21 protein-coding genes and 1 tRNA gene are annotated in these 18978 nt (G+C 38.2%); 8 read left to right on the top strand and 14 right to left on the bottom strand.

The window, feature by feature from the left end; genetic code table 11:
• Window positions 1-49: 49 nt before the first annotated feature.
• The 3 genes from G7074_RS24330 to G7074_RS24320 all read right to left on the bottom strand — a co-directional run bounded on the left by G7074_RS24330 (window position 50) and on the right by G7074_RS24320 (window position 1729).
• Window positions 50-1072, bottom strand: a complete 1023-nt coding sequence (locus tag G7074_RS24330; protein WP_124559976.1) for an LD-carboxypeptidase — start codon at window positions 1070-1072, stop codon at window positions 50-52.
• Between the two features lie 418 nt (window positions 1073-1490).
• A tRNA-Met gene (locus G7074_RS24325) sits at window positions 1491-1561 on the bottom strand.
• A 6-nt stretch (window positions 1562-1567) separates the two neighbouring features.
• Window positions 1568-1729, bottom strand: coding sequence for a hypothetical protein (locus G7074_RS24320; RefSeq protein ID WP_158674036.1), 162 nt, complete (start codon window positions 1727-1729; stop codon window positions 1568-1570).
• 341 nt (window positions 1730-2070) lie between these two features.
• On the opposite strand from G7074_RS24320, the gene G7074_RS24315 reads away from it, so the two are divergent.
• The gene (locus tag G7074_RS24315) at window positions 2071-3369 is read left to right on the top strand and encodes a DEAD/DEAH box helicase (protein ID WP_124559977.1); all 1299 of its coding nucleotides are present in this window, start codon (window positions 2071-2073) and stop codon (window positions 3367-3369) included.
• A gap of 132 nt (window positions 3370-3501) precedes the next feature.
• Here the strand turns inward: G7074_RS24315 and G7074_RS24310 are convergent, their stop codons facing one another.
• The 5 genes from G7074_RS24310 to G7074_RS27405 all read right to left on the bottom strand — a co-directional run bounded on the left by G7074_RS24310 (window position 3502) and on the right by G7074_RS27405 (window position 7536).
• Window positions 3502-4818 carry an OmpA family protein gene (locus G7074_RS24310; protein WP_124559978.1) on the bottom strand — a complete coding sequence of 439 codons (1317 nt, stop codon included), beginning with the start codon at window positions 4816-4818 and terminating at the stop codon, window positions 3502-3504.
• 241 nt (window positions 4819-5059) lie between these two features.
• Window positions 5060-5722: a YdeI family protein gene (locus tag G7074_RS24305; protein ID WP_166211818.1), complete on the bottom strand. Its 663-nt coding sequence runs from the start codon at window positions 5720-5722 to the stop codon at window positions 5060-5062.
• A gap of 58 nt (window positions 5723-5780) precedes the next feature.
• Window positions 5781-6311: an RNA methyltransferase gene (locus G7074_RS24300; protein ID WP_124559980.1), complete on the bottom strand. Its 531-nt coding sequence runs from the start codon at window positions 6309-6311 to the stop codon at window positions 5781-5783.
• 77 nt (window positions 6312-6388) lie between these two features.
• Window positions 6389-6772 (bottom strand): hypothetical protein, encoded by a 384-nt coding sequence (locus G7074_RS27410; protein ID WP_240916400.1) that lies wholly within the window; start codon window positions 6770-6772, stop codon window positions 6389-6391.
• A gap of 212 nt (window positions 6773-6984) precedes the next feature.
• Entirely contained in the window at window positions 6985-7536 is a 552-nt protein-coding gene (locus tag G7074_RS27405) for a galactokinase family protein (RefSeq protein ID WP_240916399.1), read from the bottom strand.
• A gap of 76 nt (window positions 7537-7612) precedes the next feature.
• Here G7074_RS27405 and G7074_RS24290 point away from each other — a divergent pair, with 76 nt between their 5' ends.
• Together G7074_RS24290 and G7074_RS24285 are read left to right on the top strand one after the other, a co-directional pair.
• On the top strand, window positions 7613-8662 hold the full coding sequence (locus G7074_RS24290; protein WP_124559981.1) for an aldose epimerase family protein: 1050 nt from the start codon (window positions 7613-7615) through the stop codon (window positions 8660-8662).
• Between the two features lie 3 nt (window positions 8663-8665).
• Window positions 8666-9061, top strand: a complete 396-nt coding sequence (locus G7074_RS24285) for a DUF1398 domain-containing protein (RefSeq protein WP_166211815.1) — start codon at window positions 8666-8668, stop codon at window positions 9059-9061.
• A gap of 94 nt (window positions 9062-9155) precedes the next feature.
• Here G7074_RS24285 and G7074_RS24280 read toward each other — a convergent pair whose 3' ends face one another.
• From G7074_RS24280 to ribD, 4 genes are all read right to left on the bottom strand, one after another.
• Window positions 9156-10016 (bottom strand): nucleoside phosphorylase, encoded by an 861-nt coding sequence (locus G7074_RS24280; RefSeq protein ID WP_124559983.1) that lies wholly within the window; start codon window positions 10014-10016, stop codon window positions 9156-9158.
• Window positions 10017-10078: 62 nt separating this feature from the next.
• The gene (locus G7074_RS24275) at window positions 10079-10693 is read right to left on the bottom strand and encodes a YigZ family protein (protein ID WP_124559984.1); all 615 of its coding nucleotides are present in this window, start codon (window positions 10691-10693) and stop codon (window positions 10079-10081) included.
• Complete coding sequence (locus G7074_RS24270) at window positions 10680-11546, bottom strand: DMT family transporter (protein ID WP_124559985.1); 867 nt, start codon at window positions 11544-11546, stop codon at window positions 10680-10682. Before G7074_RS24270 ends, G7074_RS24275 begins: the two co-directional genes overlap by 14 nt.
• On the bottom strand, window positions 11543-12598 hold the full coding sequence (ribD, locus tag G7074_RS24265) for a bifunctional diaminohydroxyphosphoribosylaminopyrimidine deaminase/5-amino-6-(5-phosphoribosylamino)uracil reductase RibD (RefSeq protein ID WP_166211812.1): 1056 nt from the start codon (window positions 12596-12598) through the stop codon (window positions 11543-11545). Before ribD ends, G7074_RS24270 begins: the two co-directional genes overlap by 4 nt.
• A 164-nt stretch (window positions 12599-12762) precedes the next feature.
• On the opposite strand from ribD, the gene prmC reads away from it, so the two are divergent.
• Window positions 12763-13620, top strand: coding sequence for a peptide chain release factor N(5)-glutamine methyltransferase (gene prmC / locus G7074_RS24260; protein WP_166211809.1), 858 nt, complete (start codon window positions 12763-12765; stop codon window positions 13618-13620).
• On the opposite strand, the gene xerD is transcribed toward prmC, so the two are convergent.
• Complete coding sequence (xerD, locus tag G7074_RS24255) at window positions 13617-14516, bottom strand: site-specific tyrosine recombinase XerD (protein ID WP_124559988.1); 900 nt, start codon at window positions 14514-14516, stop codon at window positions 13617-13619. The genes prmC and xerD overlap by 4 nt on opposite strands.
• A 147-nt stretch (window positions 14517-14663) precedes the next feature.
• Here xerD and aroQ point away from each other — a divergent pair, with 147 nt between their 5' ends.
• Both aroQ and G7074_RS24245 read left to right on the top strand, forming a co-directional pair.
• A complete protein-coding gene (aroQ, locus tag G7074_RS24250; RefSeq protein ID WP_124559989.1) occupies window positions 14664-15080 on the top strand; it encodes a type II 3-dehydroquinate dehydratase in 417 nt (138 codons plus the stop codon).
• A gap of 12 nt (window positions 15081-15092) precedes the next feature.
• Window positions 15093-15809, top strand: coding sequence for a TlpA disulfide reductase family protein (locus G7074_RS24245; RefSeq protein ID WP_124559990.1), 717 nt, complete (start codon window positions 15093-15095; stop codon window positions 15807-15809).
• Window positions 15810-15933: 124 nt separating this feature from the next.
• On the opposite strand, the gene G7074_RS24240 is transcribed toward G7074_RS24245, so the two are convergent.
• Window positions 15934-16947, bottom strand: coding sequence for a glycosyltransferase family 2 protein (locus G7074_RS24240; protein WP_166211806.1), 1014 nt, complete (start codon window positions 16945-16947; stop codon window positions 15934-15936).
• Window positions 16948-17206: 259 nt separating this feature from the next.
• On the opposite strand from G7074_RS24240, the gene G7074_RS24235 reads away from it, so the two are divergent.
• Complete coding sequence (locus G7074_RS24235; protein WP_124559992.1) at window positions 17207-17818, top strand: WbqC family protein; 612 nt, start codon at window positions 17207-17209, stop codon at window positions 17816-17818.
• 2 nt (window positions 17819-17820) lie between these two features.
• Window positions 17821-18942, top strand: coding sequence for a magnesium/cobalt transporter CorA (corA, locus tag G7074_RS24230; protein WP_166211803.1), 1122 nt, complete (start codon window positions 17821-17823; stop codon window positions 18940-18942).
• Window positions 18943-18978: the final 36 nt, after the last annotated feature.

The raw sequence follows: 18978 nt of genomic DNA, 5'->3' as shown, positions 1-18978 counted from the left end.
CATTTTTTGTTTTTTATAATTTTAGTGCTGTAAGAATAATCAGGAAAAATTAATTCGTTCTGAGGGTTGCGCCACTTTCGTTAACCATTAAAGTATGATTAACACCGCATTTTAATGCAAAATTATTGCGTTGGTGCCCAACCGGAAAATCGAAGGCAACAGGGTAGATGTATTCCTTTACCTTTTCAAGTACAATATCGTAAACGGTTTTGCCAAATTCTTCGCCTGCATCATCGGGTTTAACTTTAAAACCACCTATAATAAGGCCTTTCAGGTTTTTAAGCTTGCCGCTGCGTTTTAAATTCCATAGCATCCTGTCTATGCTGTACAGGTATTCTCCTGTATCTTCTATAAACAGGATTTTATTTTTGGTGTCTAAATCGGAATTACTACCGGCCAGGGTTTCAATAATACTCAGGTTGCCGCCAACTAAGATCCCATCGTTTTTTCCAAAACGATTATTACTATTTAAGGGGCCAGTATAGCCCATTTGTTCACCAATTAATGCGTTCTTTATCGAGAGGATGGTCTCAATCTGTATAGGCTCGGCTTTAGCCCAATCATCAGGAAAGCTGTTGCACATTTTCGAATGGATAGAAGCGATGCCGAAATTTTTGGCCAGGTGACAGTGGAGCACTGTGATATCGCTGAAACCTATAATCCATTTTGGATTTCTTTTAAAGGCCGAAAAATCGAGCTGATCGATAATCCGCACAAAACCATAACCGCCACGGGCGCACATAATCGCTTTAATGTTCGGGTCGTTAAGCATCTGCTGAAAATCGGCTAACCTTTCTTCGTCTGTACCACCATAGGTAAAATCGCGTTTGCCAATGGTTTCGCCCACTTTTATGTTAAAGCCCCAGCTTTGCATTTGTAAAACAGATGGCTGAATCTGTTCCTGCGTAATGTATCCTGCTGGACTGGTGATACCGATAGTATCGCCGGCTTTTAGATAAGGCGGTATTTTAAATGATGAGTTTTCATTTTCTAAGGTACTTGCTAAAGTTTTAAAGGCCGGAAGTACAGCGGTGGCCGCAATAAACGAAGAAAGGAAATGTTTTCTGTTCATCTAAAATAAGTGGTAAAATTGATATGGCTAAATATAGGATTTAAAATTCTGGCGAAAAAGAAAAGGGATTTATATCCATAAATCCCCTTTTTAAACCAAACAAATTAATCTGTAAAAGATTAGTATAATGTGAATTATATAAATAACCACGAACGGAATGAAAAGTTTTGAAAATTTTAAAATACGAGACTTTGTCATGCTGTGTGAAACGAATCATCTCTTATGATTTTTGCATAGATACTATGCAGGTCAGGAATATTCTAATTGGTTAAGGATTCTTCATTGCATTCAGAATGACACAAAAAAGTTAAGGCTATCCATCGCGGATAGCCTTTGCTAACAACAAAACAAATATAAGATAACCAAATCTTAACTGACCTGAGCAGGATCAGTGTAAAGTGCTATGAAATACACTTAGCGGCCTAGTAATGGATTCGAACCATCGTAAAAAGTTTATGAAACTCCAACCTTCCAATCGGTCAACTGGCCATGTTTTTAAACAGGCTTTAAGGATAAAAAATCTTTTAACTCTGAAAGCTGTTCTTGCGCAATATTATCTTCAACCTTAATTTGCTGCGTATCGTGTAGCTCTGTTTTTAGCGGATAGGCTAAATTTGGATACTCATCAATGGCCGGGAACTGAAAATAAATTGACATTGTTTTTGCGTTTAATTGTTTAACACCATATTTTAGTTAATGATTAATGTTGAGCAAATATATAAATAAGTATATAATATCTATAGATTTAGTAGTATTTATTTTGAAATAATTTTTAATCTATTGATAGCGAGTTAATTAATTTTTTAGTTAATTGGGTTTAAGCTGTCTAAAACGACTTATTACTTTAAAAAGATTGTAAAATAACGCTCATGCTGATCCGGAATTAGGCTCTTGTAAGTCGCCTGTACTTGTATAGGTAGTATTCATTTGCAAAGCTTTTCTCTAAAAGCTAATTATTTTAAGGATATTTGCATTTTCAAATCATTAAAATAGGAATTGTGTCTTTAGATAAATTAAAACTTAGCAAACCACTTGTAGCGGCCATGACTGATGCAGGATTTTTAACTCCAAAAGAAATCCAGGCCAGAACAATGTCGAGAATTTTAGGTGGCCAGGATGTTATAGCAGTAGGGCCTGAAGGTTCTGGGAAAACAACTACTTACGTTTTAGCTACTTTAATGAAATTGAAATATGCCTTTGAAGAAGCACCAAGGGCATTAATTTTAGTGCCGGATATTGAGCATGTTGATCATGTTTTGGAGCAGTTTAAATTATTGAACCGCAACAGTACTTTCAGGATTTTAGGAATTGATAGCCGTGGTGCTGTAGAAACACAGATGAACGAAATTACGGATGGCTGCGATATTATTGTAGCTGTACCCGATCGTGCCCGTGCGTTGTATTTAAAATTGGCGTTAAATACCAATAAAATACAATTATTCATTGTAGATAATGCCGAGCTTATAGTTAAAAAAGGCTTGCAATTACCGGTTGTTGAACTGGCTAACAGTGCTTATAAATCTCAGCATGTAGTGTTTACAGAGGTACTGCACGAAAAACTAAACCACATGATTGCTCCTTTCATGAAAGACTCGGCAGCAACTATTGAGGTGGATGAAATTAGCGAAAAGCAGGCTGAGGTTTACCAGCAGATGTTGTATCAGGTTCCCAATTTCAGAACAAAGCTTAATCTGTTAACCTTGCTGTTAAACGATGTAGAGGTTTTTGATAAAGTAGTCGTTTTTGTAAATACACGTTTAACTGCCCAAACGGTTTATAAGAACTTTAACCATAGCAAAGAAGATGAGATTTCGATTTATCGTTCCTTATTTTTTGACGATAAGGGTTATGACGATATTGAAGATTTTAAGGAAAATGCTGCAGCCAGGGTTTTAATAGTAGCCAATGAAAACCTGGGTGAACTGGATATCCAGGGCATTCCTTTTATTTTACATTTCGAATTGCCAGAGCAAAAAGAAACCTTAATTCAGCGTATTGTTAAGCATGGTGATGAAGATGTGGTGGCAATTACTTTTTCAACCGATATTGAACTGATAGAAGTAAGAAAGATTGAGCAGGCAATTGGGCAGAAATTAGAGGTAATGGAATTGCCTGAAGATTTAAAAATTGTTGATGCGGCCAGCAAAGCCAAGAAAAAGAAAGGCGAGGAGGAAGCGGACAACAGTGAACGCGGTGCAGCTTTTCACGAGAAGAAAGCCAGTAACCTGAAGAACTACAATTATAGTGCAGGTACCAAAGCCAAAATGACTTATAAAAACAAAAAAGGATTATCGTAAATATCGTTTTCGTTATGCTGAACTTTTTTCAGCGTCTCTCGGTTTAGAATATGATTAAACGTTAATGTTTAAAACAAAAAGCTCCCCGGAAAATAATCCGGGGAGCTTTTTTGTTGTCGTTATCATTTATGACTAGTATAATGTAAATTCTACACGACGGTTTTGTTGACGGCCAGTTGCAGTTTTGTTCGTTGCAATTGGTTGGTCAGGTCCGTAACCTATAGCTTCGATTCTTGATGCATTTGCACCTTGCGAAACTAAGTAAGCTTTTACTGATTCGGCTCTGTCTTTCGATAAACGTAAGTTTAATTCTCTGCCACCTGTGTTATCGGTATGGCCAGCTAATTTTAAACTGAAGTTTTTCTCTACCAATAAGTTTGCTACACGGTTTAAAGTTGCAAATGATTTAGAACGGATAGTTGATTTACCTAAATCGAATTCTAAGTTCGTAATTGCATCTTTAACCACTTTACGGTCAGCTTCTGTAACTACTACTTTGGTTTCTTTAATTACTTCGCGTTGAACTTTAATCGGACAACCTGAACCATCAACTACAGTGCCTGAAGCAGTTCCAGGGCATTTGTCAAATTTGTTTGCTACACCATCATTATCATCATCGCCTAAATCTTTAGCATATTGCTCTCTATCGCGTTGTGCATTTTGCTCAGCAGTTGATAATGCTCTTCTTAATTCGGCACTTTCTTCAGCAGTTTGCTTGTTTAGGTTAGCTAATGAGCTATAGTTTTGCAATTGAGGTTTCGATTTATCGCCGATGGCAAATTCCAAACCAGCATGAGCGTAAGCAAAGCGATCGTTTGTAGGACCATTGAAACCGTCAAATTTAGCCGACTTAACAAAGTTAACATCGTAACCTAAATCTACATTGATACCTTTAGCTACGCCTAATTTTAAACCTGCGCCAACTGGCACAAACCAACCTTCTCTGTAGTAACCTGCATCAATTGTGTTTGGGGCAGTTGTTGCGCCAGATGACATGTAACCTGCACCGGCTTTTAAATAAGGTGTTAAAATGGCGTTTTCCTGGTTAATGCTAATGTTCGCTACATTCCACACCGCTGATAATGCACCCGACCATTGGATATTGGTTTTATAACCAGTATTCGGGATAAAAGTACCTGTACCTGTAGCAGCCCGTAGCTCTTCTACTTTACCTGCAAGGAAATCAGCCTGAATACCCAATTGTGGTAAAATTTGTTTTTTTACGTAACCGCCGTAACCGATATGCTCAACAGGAGTTTCAAACTGATGATTTGAATTTCCAAAAATGGTTCTTGGGGTTAATAAACCACCATGTACACCTACCGACCAGGTACGGAACTTAGTAGGAGAGAAACGGCCAGTAGCCGTAGGGGTTTCTTGTGCAAATAATTGTGATGATAATCCTAGTAGGGCAATCAACATTGTTGATTTAGTAATTCTCGTATTCATGTTTTTCTATTTTTGTAAATATTTAGTGTCTTAACAGTTTTTATGTCGTACTGTTTTGCTGTGATTAAGAAAAAATCTTGCCAAAAGACACTGTTTTTGTATAAATAGTCTATTTATCAGAAGATTAGAGGCTAAAAAACATTTCACGAAAAAGTTACGCAACAAAAGGGATTACCTTTCTTTTTGTATAGAATTCTATACAAAAAGAAAGTTTAGGTAAGGAATGGATATCTAAGAAATTTTATTTATCAGATGGATTCTTCTTCTGGTTTAACAGCATTTCTATTGTTTTTTCAAGTCTGCTGTGGCGTGTTTTTTCCTGTTTTGCGGTTAAAATCCAAAGCACATATTCCTTTTTATGAGAATAGGCCAGGGTATTGAAGTAAGTATAGGCCGCTGTATGGGCAGCCAGAAGTGTTTGCAAATCATCAGGCAGTTTAACCGTTTTGTTTACGGGATCGATATATTCGCCAAATTCATTGGTTTTAATATGATCGTTCCGCATGCCCGAAGGCTTTACTTCAGTAATGAATTTTAAGCGAAGGGCAGTCCAGGTTTCGTTTACCGCTGCCGAAGCGCAGGGCGTTAAGCCAAAACTGCCCAGTTCTTCCCAACTCTTCATCAACTCCAGGTCTGAGGGTATTTTTGAAGTCTTTTTGGGGTAAAACACCCAGCATATCGTTTTCGCCTCCATATGCCCAATGTTATTTTTAATCTGGGCGTTTAGCTGCGTTTTGCTGGTTGTGAAAGTAATGAGTGCATTAAAATCTGCGGTATCCTGGTATTGCATTATAATTTCAATCGGAATATCGCCGAATATTGCTGCCGCGTTTTCAGGAGCATCAACTATTTTAACTTTATAGCTTGGTTTGATCTGAAGTTTTTTTAAGAATGAATTTTCCATTGTCTCTATGTTTCCTGTACTTTTCTCCGTGTGCTTTATGGTAAAAAAACAGGCAGAACTACAATCTCAATTTAGCAAAGAAATCCCAGAATACAATCCCTGCCGAAATCACAATGTTAAACGAGTGTTTAGTGCCGAATTGTGGAATTTCGATGCACTCATCAATTTTTGCCATTACCTCATCGCTAACACCATCAACCTCGTTACCGAATATTAATGCATATTTTTTGTTGGGGTCTGGCTTAAAAGTATTCAGCATGGTGCTGTTTTCAGCTTGCTCAATGGCTACTATTTCATACCCCAAACTGCGCAAAGCACCAACTGCTTGTACAGTATCGGCGTAATGAATCCAATCTACAGATTGTGTGGCACCCAAAGCCGTTTTTTCAATTTCGCGGTGTGGCGGTTGGGCGGTAATGCCACAAAGTATTACTTTTTCGAGTGCAAAACCATCAGCTGTGCGGAATATCGAACCCACATTGTGCATGCTGCGCACATTATCCAAAACCACTACAACAGGTAGTTTTTCCTGTGCTTTAAACTCTTCAATATCCGGACGGTTTAACTCGTCTAATTTTAATTTTCTCATTTTTAAATTGATTCCACAGATTTATGGATTACACCGATAAAGACGTTTAATCTTTAGCTAAAATCTGGTTAAATGTTTTAAATTTTGGCAGGCCCACTACCAATTTCGCTGATATAGATGGCGGCAGGGTAACCTATTTGGGCTACGTAATAATCGGTTAAATGTTTTGCAAAGTCTTCTTCGTAACCTTTTTTCAATAAGGTAATTGCACAGCCCCCAAAGCCAGCTCCAGTCATCCGGGCACCAATTACATGTTCATAACCTGTACAAAAATCAACTACTGCATCTAGTTCTTTACCACTTACTTCGTACAAAGTTCTGAGTGATTGATGTGAAGCGTACATTAAACGGCCAAATTCTTCGAGGTTACCTCCGTTTAAAGCTTTTGCGGCCAGATGCACACGATCGTTTTCTTTAACCACATGCGTTGCACGGTTTAAAATTACCTCGTCTGGAATCAAATGACTGTGTAAAGCCAGTTTTTCGGCAGTCAGCTCGCAAAGGTTGTGCAGGGTAATTTCCTGGTTTAAAAGTTTCAGTGCTTCCTGACATTCAGCTACGCGTTCATTGTATTTCGAATCGGCCAGTTCGCGCGGTTTGTTGGTGTTAATGATGGCCAGTACATAATGGCCGAGGTTAACATCTACCAGTTTATACTTTAAGGTTTCGCAATCTAAAACAATGGCTTTATCTTTCTCCCGAAAGCAACAGCAAACTGATCCATAATACCTGAATTCAACCCTATGAAATCGTTTTCTACCCGCTTGGCCATTTTTACAAGTTCGAGTTGCTGGTAGCCCAGGTTAAAGAAGTTGTTTAATGCATATGCTGTCGCAATTTCTATTGAGGCCGAAGAGGAAAGTCCGGAGCCAATGGGAATATTTCCGTAGAACAAGAAATCAAGTCCGCCAATTTCTTTACCATCTTTAATCAGTTCGTTAATTATACCAATTGGGTAATTTGCCCACACACCTTCATTTTTAGTGTTTAACTGGTTATCAACTTCTGTCTCAATGTCGAAGTTCAAGCTTTTAAACCTGAATTTATTGTCGTTATTTCTCGCAATGGCTACCCAAGTGCCTAAGGTAATGGCGCAAGGCATAACCAAACCGCCGTTGTAATCGATATGTTCACCAATCAGATTAACGCGGCCAGGTGTAAAATAAAGTGCATCGGCTTTTTTATGATAATGCTCGGCAAATTTTTCCTCAAGATTAATGTTCATTTGACTAAAAATATTTATAAAAAGCGAGTAATAATGGTATGTTTGTTTAGGAAACAAAAGCCCTAAGTTACAATTTATGAGCGTTCAGCAAATACCAACCGGAAAAATTATTGATGGCGAAGAAGTTATCGCAATCGAACTAACCAACAGCAAAGGCACTTATGTTAAAATATTTAATTACGGTGCTATCATCAGCAAATTTGTAGTTAAAAATGCCAATGGCGAAATGCAGGATATTGTATTGGGTTTCGATACCATTGAAGGATATCTTGATCCTGCATATTTGGCAAGTTACCCTTATTTAGGAGCGGTAGTTGGTCGTTATGCCAACCGTGTTAAAAACGGCAGATTTACAATTGATGGCGAAACTTACCAGCTGGCTCAAAATGCTGGTACCGATGCCCTTCATGGTGGTATAACTGGTTTCGATAAAAAAGTTTGGGATATAATTGATGTAGTTGAGGGTCCACAACCAGCAGTTACATTGCAATATGAAAGCCCGGATGGTGAAGAGAACTATCCTGGGAACCTGATCGTTGATTTAACCTTCGAACTGACCGAAAATGATGAACTGATTTTAAGCTTCGAAGCTGAAACAGATCAGGCTACTGCGATTAACTTAACCCACCATGGTTACTTTAACCTTGCGCCAAAAGGTGGAAACATTAAAAACCATAAATTACAGATTTTTGCCGCTAATTATTTGGAACAGGATGATAATTACTCGGTAACAGGTAAGTTAATTCCGGTTAAAGATACTGAACATGATTTTACGCAGTTAAAAGAAATTGGTCGCGACTGGAACGAGGATGAAGGATACGATCAAACTTTTGTCCTTGATAAAATCTATGGAGATTTATCACTGGCTAGCAAAACAATTGAATCAGAAAGCGGTTTAACTTTAAGTGTATATACTACTGAGCCGGTAGCGCATTTGTATACAGCTAAATACTTAGATGTAAAAAATGGCAAAGATGGACGTGATTATGAAAGTTACAGCGCCTTTTGCGTAGAAACACAACATCATCCGAACGGAATTAATATTCCGGAATTCCCGAGTACTGTGTTAAGGCCAGATGATTTGTATACACAAACAACAGTTTACAAAGTTTCATTAAACAGATAAAGTATGTTTACCATTTCGAATATCCAGGCAGCAGCGGCAAAGATTAAAACCGGTGCAGATTTTCCTCAATTTATTAAAGAAATTAAGGCAATGGGGGTTAAGCGAAATGATGTTTATGTAAACAATGGCTTATCTATTTACTTTGATGATGAAGATAATGCACAGCAGGAGAGTCCGGAGGATTATCCTGCTTTAATTATTAACGAAGTATCTTCTGCTGAAAAACTGGAGCATGCTTTAAAAATACATCAGCAGGGCGAAACCGATTTTTTTACTTTCTGTAAGCAGGCGGCCGATGCTGGCGTAGAAAAATGGATTATTGATACAGAAGAAATGACCTGTACGTATTTAGATAGCGCCGGAAATGAGCTGGTGAAAGAAGAAATACCTAAAGTTTAAATGATTGAATGATTGAGTTTTGAATGATTGCATAAAGCTGTGCCTGAGCATAGAAAATTCACTCATTTGGTCATTCAAAATTCAATTATTACAATCAAATCCTCTCCAGAACCATTTTAATAGCATCATCTACAATTTTATTGGGATTGCTGCTAAACTCGAATTTTACCCTGCTGGCTAAAATGGCATTTACCGATAGTGCTTTGTGTCCTAAAACTTTAGCCAAAGCATAAATACCCGCGGTTTCCATTTCTAAATTGGTTATGCGGTGCTGGTTGCTGCTAAAGCTGTTAATTAAACTAATAAAATCGGGGATTGCGTTTTTGGCGCGTACAATTCTACCTTGGGGTGCGTAAAAGCCTGGTGCCGTAATGGTAATGCCATGGTGCATATTTTTACCGATGGTATTTAGTAAATTATCGTTAGCTGCTGTTAAATATGGGTTTATATTTTTCAGATGGCCAAAATGCGATTTCAGGTCATCCATTAAACTGCGTTCATCTCCAGTTAATTCATGGTAGTAGTAATTCATCAGGGCATCCATTCCTAAACCGTAAGATGAGGCCAGAATTGTGCCCATCGGGATATCGGGCTGTACCGCGCCAGAAGTGCCTATGCGGATAATATTTAAAGAAGTAAGATGTTTTTTAATCTCCCTGGTTTCGAAATCAATGTTTACAAGGGCGTCAAGTTCGTTAAAAACAATATCAATGTTATCGGTGCCAATGCCGGTTGAAAGCACGGTAATCCGCTTTTTACCTACATAGCCTGTATGCGTTATAAATTCGCGTTTACCTTTCTTAAACTCAATTTTGTCGAAATATTTGCTCACTTCGCCAACCCGGTCAGGATCGCCTACGGTAATTACGTTATCCGCAATATCGTCTGGCAACAAATTTAAGTGATAAATGCTGCCATCGGGGTTGATAATTAAATCGCTCTCAGCTATTTTCATTTGATTATTGATTATTCTTCGTTTTACAGGTAACTAAAATCTACTGGCAATAATGGTCAGGTTTAAATGGTTTGCAGGTATTTTAATTTAACGCCTGCTATTTTATCAAATTTACCTAAAACCTGGTTCAGTTGGTTTTTTCTGATTTCGAATTTCAATACACACTGCGTATCAAATTGTTGCGCCAAAACTTCAATGTTTTCTTCCTTCACCAGCTTCATCACATCATTCATTTGAAGATAATCAAAATTAACTTCATAAACATCATTTACAGTTTTGTTTATAATAGTTGCTGCTTTAATCGCCTCTATACTGGCGGTTTTGTATGCGTTAATTAAACCTGGAACACCCAATAAGGTTCCGCCGAAATAACGAACTACCACCACCAAAATATTGGTCACATCTTCTGATAACAGGCAGTTGAGTATAGGTCTGCCAGCAGTGCCAGATGGTTCTCCATCATCGTTAATCCGGAATACGGACCGATCCGGTGTTAAGCGGTAAGCATAGCAAAAATGCCTTGCCTTAGCATGCTCAGCCCTTAAAGCGGTAATAAGAGGTTTAACTTCTTCTTCCGAACGGATGGGATAGGTATAAGCAATAAATTTGCTCCCTTTATCTCGAAATATGCCTTCTGATGCACTCCCGATTGTTTTATACGAATCATCGAACAACATTTTGCGAAAGGGTAATGCAAATAACCGCGGCAATGGCCAGGATTATTCCAAGGTAATTTATCTTTGTTAATTTTTCTTTAAACACTGCAACACCTATTAGGGTACCGACTATAATAACGCCCAGGTTCATTGCCGCAAACACTGTAGAAGGGTTTTGCGACAGGGCTTTATGTGCTTTTAGGTAAAAAAGGATGTTTCCGAAGTTGAAGAAGCCTAAAATCAACCCACAGGCCAGATTAACCAATTGTAATTTTATCTTCCCGGAAATTGTCATTACGGCAACGATAACCAGCGAAACCACAAAAGCCATGCAGAAAATGGTAAAAAGAGAGGTGGTATAGGGTAATTCTTTGTATAAGGCAATTTGTTTAAACAGTACATCAATTGTTCCAAAGCCAATAAATACCATTACCGGATAAATAAGGTTTCCTGTTTTTTGATCAGGATTACTTTTGCGTAAAAATGTTAGGAAAATGGCAACAAAACCAACGGTTAGGCCAACTACTTTTAGATTGTTAAAATCTTCTTTAAAAATAAAGTAAGCGGCCAGTATTGGGATAAATAGCGACAAACGCTGAGCGATATCGGTTTTAACAATGCCAAGGTTTTTAACAGAAGCAGCAAGGAACAAAAATATAGTAGGTAAGAGTATAGCCAAAGCAGTGTATATGGGCCATGGCGCTGCACTGCTTACTAATTTGATATCAGGTTTGAAAAAGAAAAAACAAAGTGTTAAGGCGGCAAAATAGTTTACGGCAACTGCCTGGATAATGCTGATTTGATAACGTTTGGCCAGCTTTAACAGCACGGCTACGGTAACACTACAGCAAATGCTTAAAGTAATGTAGATCATTTATTTAGGTTGTTTATATAGATAGATAGTTTATCGTTTCCGATTTGAACCTGTTCTTGCAGATTACCATTTATTGCGGGTGATGGTATACCTTCGTTCCAGCTGGTTGAGGAAGTAAAAACTCGTGCTTCATCCCAAAGACCTGCATCTAAAAATTGCTTCAAAATATTTGCACCACCTTCAATTATTACCGATTGTATATCCATCAAATAGAGCTGAAAGGCAATCTTTTGCGGGAGGTAGAATTGCATGTCTTCCATTTGAATGTAATGAATGTTGCCAACCACGTCGGTTTTAACTTCATTAAAAACAATGGTTTTAGCCGCTTCGTTATAAATGTGATTGGATTGCGGAACCTGCAGGTTTTTATCAATAAGCAGGCGTATCGGATTTCTACCCGGCCACTCTCTTGAGCTTAACTGTGGATTATCGATAATAGCCGTTTGCTTGCCAATCAGGATTGCATCTTCTTCGGTTCGCCATTGGTGTGCAAGACGTTTAGCTAGGGCTCCGCTAATCCATTTCTGGTGACCATCACTTGTAGCAAAATAGCCATTGGCTGTTTCGGCCCACTTTAAAATAACATAAGGCCGTTGTTGCTGTATTCGGGTAAAAAATCTGCGGTTGAAATGGCGGCATTCAGCATCTGCAATGCCACTAATCACTTCGATTCCGGCATTTTTAAGTTTTTCAATTCCTTTGCCATCAACACCCGAAAATGGATCACGGTTTCCGATTACTACTCTTTTGAGCTGATGTTTAACCAATAAATCGGCACAAGGCGGGGTTTTGCCAAAATGCGCACAGGGCTCTAAATTTACATAAGCGGTAGCTTGTTTTAATAAATTTTCGGCCTGGCCGCCATATTTATCGAACACAGCTTTTACTGCATTGGGTTCGGCATGCGCCTGGCCGTACTGCTGGTGGTAGCCTTCACCAATAATTTGATTGTTAGCTACAATTAGGCAACCAACCATAGGATTTGGACTAACCTGGCCAATACCCAAAGCGGCCAATTCCAGACAGCGTTTTATGTAAAATTCGTCGCTCATGGTGGCAAAAGTAGTAAAAAAAGAGTCATGGAGCGCGCTAAACAGAATTGATATCATCCTAAATAAGTAATTTTGCAGCCATTGAAATGTCAGGAGGAAAGGTGTTATGCTGCTGTAAATTGTGCATTAACCAGATACTACCTGCTAAAACAAAACTGTTGTTAATGAAAATTGGAGAATTAGAAGCATTTTATCAGTTAGAGCTTAAAGCTTTATATGATGGCGAGGAAGCCAGTGCCTTGTTTAGACTTGCTTCAGCGCATGTGTTAGGTTTGTCTTTCACTCAATTGAGGATGCTGCGCGATACAGCTGTTGATTTGGTTAACGAACAGCAATTGTTAAGCATGCTTAGCGATTTGCAGATGGGGAAACCGGTGCAACATGTTTTGGGCGAAGCTCATTTTTACGGACTGGTATTTAAGGTAAATGAAAATGTACTTATTCCGAGACCCGAAACTGAGGAGTTGGTGGAGTGGATTATTTCAGATAGCAGTTTACAGTTTGCAGTTCGCGATATTAAAATTTTAGATATTGGAACAGGCTCGGGTTGTATTCCGGTTACGCTTAAAAAACATTTGCCACAGGCAGGAGTATCTACGTTAGACGTTTCGGAAGAGGCTATAACTGTGGCTAAGTTAAATGCTACGCAAATAGGTGTGGAAGTGAATTTTATCTTGGCTGATATATTAACTTTTTCAAGTGAATTAAAATTTGACGTTATTGTAAGTAATCCGCCGTATATCAGGTATTTAGAGAAAGTTGAAATGCACGATAATGTTTTAGAATATGAACCACATTTGGCACTTTTTGTAAGTAATGATGATCCCCTAATTTTCTACAAAGCCATTGCTGTTTTTGCGCTAACAAACCTGAAACCTAATGGGAAGTTATACTTTGAAATCAATGAATATTTAGGTCAGGAAACCGTTGATATGTTGGTTAGTAAAGGATTTGAAAACATTGAGTTACGAAAAGATATGCAAGGAAAAGACCGGATGATTTGCTGCCGTTTACCTGCTTAAGACCGCGGATGAAATTGTGTAATTACTTCTCTTAAATAATCGCGGTCAATGTGCGTATAAATCTCGGTAGTGGTGATGCTCGAATGCCCCAGCATTTCTTGTACAGCCCTTAAATCGGCTCCACCTTCAATTAAATGTGTGGCAAAAGAATGCCTTAAAGTATGTGGACTAATGGTTTTCTTTAAGCCCGTACCTACAGCCAGACTTTTAATCAGGTTGAATATCGAAATCCTGGAAAGCTTGGCTCCAAAGCGGTTTAGAAAGATAAAATCTTCGTGACCTTTTTTTATATTGGCATGCACCCGCACTTCGTTAATATAAATCTCCATCAGCTTCAGTGCTTCACTTCCAATCGGGATTAGACGCTCTTTATTCCCTTTACCAATTACTTTAATAAATTCGATTTGAGGAAAAATGTTTGATATTTTTAAATCAGTTAACTCACTAACGCGTAGACCACAACTGTATAGTACTTCAATTATTGCTTTGTTGCGCATGCCTTCGGGTTTAGAGGCATCAATGGCGGCTATTAAGGCGTTGATCTCATAAATATTCAGTGTATCGGGTAGCTTTCTGCTAAGTTTGGGCGCTTCAATTAACGCCGTTGGATCGTTGGTAATTACCTCTTCAATCATCAAATAAGCAAAGAAAGCTTTCAAGCCCGAAATTACCCTGGCCTGGGTACTGGCCTGCATGTCCAACTCATTTAACCACGAAATAAAAGATTTGATATCGCTTGTACGGATATCGGTAAGCTGCGGAGTTTCATCTAACGATTGATAATACTGCACCAGTTTTTCGATATCGCTCAGGTAAGCCTCAACCGAATGGACAGCTAACGATCGCTCGAGTTTTAAATAAGATCTAAAACCTTTAATATATGATTGCCAAAGCATGCTTTTATTTGAGATTTTTTATAACATTGCAACGTTACAACATTTAACGTTACAAGTGATCATGAAACCATCATGATTTTTTCAAAAATCGAATAGATTATGGAAATGACGGTAGCTTAATCATCATTAAAACAAGATTATAAACAGATGAAAATACAAATTATTAATGGCCCCAATTTAAATCTTTTAGGCGTACGCGAACCTTCTATTTATGGTAATACCAGCATTGAAGATTACATTAAAGAACTGAAAACAGTATACCCGGCTATCGAAATCGATTACTACCAAAGCAATGTAGAAGGCGAATTGATTAATAAATTGCATGAAATTGGTTTCATTTACGACGGAATTATTTTAAATGCTGGTGGCTATACCCATACATCAGTTGCGCTGGCAGATGCCATAGCAGCCATTAAAACCCCGGTAGTTGAGGTGCACATTTCAAATATTTATGCGCGTGAAGAGTATCGCCATGTTTCTTTAACGGGTAAGAATTGCCAGGGCGTTTTAACCGGTTTTGGCATGAATGGTTACCGCCTGGCTATTGAAAGTTTGCTTATATAAATCTCAGATTATATGTTCAAATATCTAATATTAACTGCTCTACTCATTAACTGCTTGTTGGGGCAAGCACAAGAAACTACACAAAAAAGAACCATTCTTAACGAACAATCGGTTATACGAGGAGAAGATGGGATGGTTTATCCTTACAATGCCTGGAAAAAATTAATGCAATCAGGTAAATATGGAATAAAAGACAGGAAAACCTTCACAGATAGTGGTGAAAAGGAATATCTGATTTATGAGCTCTCTGCTGATGAGAAAGCGGCTTATGTAAAAAAAATGCCAAGGCCACGTGAAAGCGAATCTTTTAAAGAAGGCGAACTATTTAATGGCTTTAAGGCCAGCGATATTGAAGGCAATAGATACAACTTGAAGGATAGTACCGCAAAGGTGTATGTGATTAACTTCTGGTTTATCAATTGTCCGCCCTGCAAGGCCGAAATTCCGCACCTGAACGAAATTGTTGCGAAATATAAAGACAATAAAGATGTGGTTTTCCTGGCGATTGCTCTGGATGAAAAGCATGAACTTAAACCTTTTTTAAAAACAATGCCTTTTGATTATCACATTATCGGTGGAGGACGCTCTATCGCCAGTAAATACGGCGTAAAAGGCTATCCAACACATGTTGTGATTGATAAAAAGGGTTACATTAAATTTAGTACGCTAGGTTTAGGATCGAATACGGTAAACTGGGTTGAGAAATCGATTGAAGAATCTTTGAAATAAGACATGAGCATTTTTACCACAGAGGTCACAAAGTTTACACAGAGAAACTCAAAGATTTTAAGAGTGTTTTGTATGCCTAACTTTGCGCTCTTTGCGCCATGCTTAGCGTGCTTTGTAGTTAAAATTATTTTAAAGCAGAAAAGTACTTAATCTTCCGGATAAAAAATGCCCAAACCACGCTGTTGTTAAATACACCCTGATGTGTAGCATAAGGCTTTTGAAAGGCTTTTCGTTTTTTATTTGTTTTAGTTAGCGATTTTAAGAAATGCCAGTGCCCTTTGCTTACCGCCATGGTAAATTTAGGTTTTCCACTTAGCAGGAAGTGCCACCAGGCTACAAAATCTATACACATCCTGATAAAAATCCTGAAAACGGCATCGCTTGCAGGCAGGTTTTTTTGCATAATAATGAGGTTATTCCTGAAATTAAGGTAGGTTTTAAAAGGATTCTCGGTCTGCAAAGTACCGCCACCCACATGGTACACTTCTGCATCGGGACAGTACATGATTTTATAATTCAGGTTTTTTAAGCGCCAGCAGAGGTCTATTTCTTCCATGTGCGCAAAAAGGTCAGCATCTAGTCCGCCAGCTTCTTTCCAGCATTTACTTTTAATGAAAAACGCTGCACCACTGGCCCAAAACACTTCTTGGGTATTGTTGTATTGGCCATTATCTTGTTCGTAAACGTTGAACAACCTTCCGCGGCAAAACGGGAAAGCGTAAATATCAAGGTATCCACCGGCTGCACCTGCATATTCGAACTGGTTTTTGTCGCTGTACCATTTTATTTTAGGCTGTGCAGCTGCAATTTGCGCATCACTTTCCATTAAATCGATAACTGGCTGTATCCAGTTAAGGGTAACTTCTACATCTGAGTTGAGCAGAATAAAATAATCTGCCTCAACACGTTCTAAAACCTTGTTGTAGCCGCCTGCAAAGCCATAATTAACCTCGTTCCGGATAATTTTAATGCTGGGGAAATTTTCTTGTACAAAAGCAACAGAATCGTCGGTCGAGGCATTGTCTCCTACAACAATTTGCAGGTTATCATACTTGCTCTGCAAAATTCCGGGCAAAAATTTTTCTAAATATGCTTTTCCATTCCAGTTTAAAATTACAATGGCTACAGAAGGACTCATTCTTTTTATTTCGGGTTAAATTTCCGCTTGTTTATCGCTACGGAACCAAATCATCTTTTAATAAAATTTAAAAATAAGGACGATTACTATAATTTTTCTAAACCCATTGCTTAAATAAAGCAGATAATGTAGTAATCTTGCAAAAAAATAGCAGGGAAGGTGTAAAGCGTTATAGCTGGTATAAAAAACAGGCCAGAATGCGAAATCCCTCTTTAAATCATTATTTTTAAACGTTTCAGCTACAAACATAAATTTTCAAATGCAGAATACAGCTATACTTCCATTATTTTATCTTCCACCAGTTGGTTATTTTAGTTTATTGCAAAAGCTGGGGCCAGATTTTTTAATTGAAAAACACGAACATTTGGCTAAGCAAACGTACCGGAACCGGGCCAGTATTTATTCGCCTAACGGGAAGCTAGATCTTACCGTGCCTGTGGTTAAAGGTTCAAAAACGCATACCAAAATGAAAGACGTGCGCATTAGCTACGATTTTAAATGGCAGCGTTTACATTGGCTTAGTTTAGAGGGCTGTTACAGAAGTTCCGCATATTTTGAATATTACGAAGACGAGCTATCACGCTTTTATCATGAAAAATTTGAGTTTTTGTTCGATTATAACCTCGAGCTGATAGAATGGTTAAATAAAAAACTCAAACTGCCCGTTATCATGAATACTACCAACGAATATAACGATACGGTACCACCGGAGCTCGATTATAGGGGGATGATGAACCCTAAAAAGGAAGAAGATATGGTAAATAATAAGCCGTATTATCAGGTATTTGAAGACCGGCATCAATTTTTGCCCAACTTAAGCATTGTTGATTTGTTATTCAATCAGGGCCCACAGGCCCGGTTATATTTATAATTATGGGGAAAAACAAACCACGTAACAGGCATAAGCACTACAAAGTGCCGGCACCAGGCACTAGTCCGGGTTTATATGCTATTGATGAAGATGCTTTAAAACCAATTATTGTATTGCATACTTATAACGATAAAAGCTATAAGAAAGTAGAATTAGACAATATTAATAACATTGATAAACTGATTGAAAGCAAGGATTTTAATTATTGGTTTGATATTAAGGGCCTGGGTGACCCAACCATATTTGAAACCCTATATTCGAAATATGACATCAGCCGATTGGTTTTAGAAGACATTACCAGTTCTTACCAGCGACCAAAATTAGATGAATACGATAACGACAAATACATTTTTTCGGTAAGCCGCCACTTGTATTTAAACGATGAGGGAGTTTTAAATAACGATCAGATCTCATTTATCCTTTCCGAACGAACCTTAATTACTTTTCAGGAAACTTATGCCGATTGTTTTGAGCCGGTAAGGAAACGTTTGGAAATAGGCAAGGGGAATATCCGGATTGGTGGCAGCAGCTACCTGATGTATGCCATTATGGATGTGATCGTTGATAATTATTTCGCGCTTTTGAACTTTTGGGGTGAAGAACTGGATGCAATTGAAGACCGGCTGTTCGATAACCCGGATAAGCGGATTATGTACGATACCCAGGGTATTAAGCGCTCACTGATTACGATCAGGAAGGTGGCCTGGCCAGAGCGCGATAAACTGAATGATATTATCAGAACAGACAGTCCGTTAATTTCCGATCTGACTAAAACCTATATGAAGGATGCTTACGATCACTGTATTCAGATTATTGATTTTATAGAATCTTTAAAGGAGATTGCCTCGGCTAATATTGATATGAACCTGTCGATTATCAGTAACCGGATGAACGAGATTATGAAGGTACTGACCATTATTTCGTCTATTTTTATTCCGCTAACCTTTATAGCAGGTATTTATGGCATGAATTTTAGTCGTGAAGATCCGGTAACGGGTAAAGTAATGCCCGATAACATGCCTGAGCTTTACAGTCCGCATGGTTACACCTGGACATGGATTATAATGGGGATAATTGCGGTATTGCAGGTGATTTATTTTTGGCGCAAAGGTTGGTTTAAATAATGATTTTGTATAGAGATAATTTCGCATTTCCAAGTT

The organism is Pedobacter sp. HDW13 (assembly GCF_011303555.1).
In the GTDB taxonomy this organism is placed as follows: domain Bacteria; phylum Bacteroidota; class Bacteroidia; order Sphingobacteriales; family Sphingobacteriaceae; genus Pedobacter.
The sequence above is the reverse complement of the archived record's forward strand: the minus strand, read 5'-3'. Positions and strand labels throughout refer to the sequence as shown.

Bases quoted from the DNA above. Each gene is read 5' to 3' on its own strand.
- G7074_RS24330 (WP_124559976.1), bottom strand. From the start codon at position 1,072: ATGAACAGAAAACATTTCCTTTCTTCGTTTATTGCGGCCACCGCTGTA.
- G7074_RS24320 (WP_158674036.1), bottom strand. From the start codon at position 1,729: ATGTCAATTTATTTTCAGTTCCCGGCCATTGATGAGTATCCAAATTTA.
- aroQ (WP_124559989.1), top strand. From the start codon at position 14,664: ATGAAAATACAAATTATTAATGGCCCCAATTTAAATCTTTTAGGCGTA.
- G7074_RS27405 (WP_240916399.1), bottom strand. From the start codon at position 7,536: ATGAACATTAATCTTGAGGAAAAATTTGCCGAGCATTATCATAAAAAA.
- G7074_RS24300 (WP_124559980.1), bottom strand. From the start codon at position 6,311: ATGAGAAAATTAAAATTAGACGAGTTAAACCGTCCGGATATTGAAGAG.
- xerD (WP_124559988.1), bottom strand. From the start codon at position 14,516: ATGCTTTGGCAATCATATATTAAAGGTTTTAGATCTTATTTAAAACTC.
- prmC (WP_166211809.1), top strand. From the start codon at position 12,763: ATGAAAATTGGAGAATTAGAAGCATTTTATCAGTTAGAGCTTAAAGCT.
- G7074_RS24310 (WP_124559978.1), bottom strand. From the start codon at position 4,818: ATGAATACGAGAATTACTAAATCAACAATGTTGATTGCCCTACTAGGA.
- G7074_RS24285 (WP_166211815.1), top strand. From the start codon at position 8,666: ATGTTTACCATTTCGAATATCCAGGCAGCAGCGGCAAAGATTAAAACC.
- ribD (WP_166211812.1), bottom strand. From the start codon at position 12,598: ATGAGCGACGAATTTTACATAAAACGCTGTCTGGAATTGGCCGCTTTG.
- G7074_RS24280 (WP_124559983.1), bottom strand. From the start codon at position 10,016: ATGAAAATAGCTGAGAGCGATTTAATTATCAACCCCGATGGCAGCATT.
- G7074_RS24235 (WP_124559992.1), top strand. From the start codon at position 17,207: ATGCAGAATACAGCTATACTTCCATTATTTTATCTTCCACCAGTTGGT.
- G7074_RS24245 (WP_124559990.1), top strand. From the start codon at position 15,093: ATGTTCAAATATCTAATATTAACTGCTCTACTCATTAACTGCTTGTTG.
- G7074_RS24270 (WP_124559985.1), bottom strand. From the start codon at position 11,546: ATGATCTACATTACTTTAAGCATTTGCTGTAGTGTTACCGTAGCCGTG.
- corA (WP_166211803.1), top strand. From the start codon at position 17,821: ATGGGGAAAAACAAACCACGTAACAGGCATAAGCACTACAAAGTGCCG.
- G7074_RS24290 (WP_124559981.1), top strand. From the start codon at position 7,613: ATGAGCGTTCAGCAAATACCAACCGGAAAAATTATTGATGGCGAAGAA.
- G7074_RS24305 (WP_166211818.1), bottom strand. From the start codon at position 5,722: ATGGAAAATTCATTCTTAAAAAAACTTCAGATCAAACCAAGCTATAAA.
- G7074_RS24240 (WP_166211806.1), bottom strand. From the start codon at position 16,947: ATGAGTCCTTCTGTAGCCATTGTAATTTTAAACTGGAATGGAAAAGCA.
- G7074_RS24275 (WP_124559984.1), bottom strand. From the start codon at position 10,693: ATGTTGTTCGATGATTCGTATAAAACAATCGGGAGTGCATCAGAAGGC.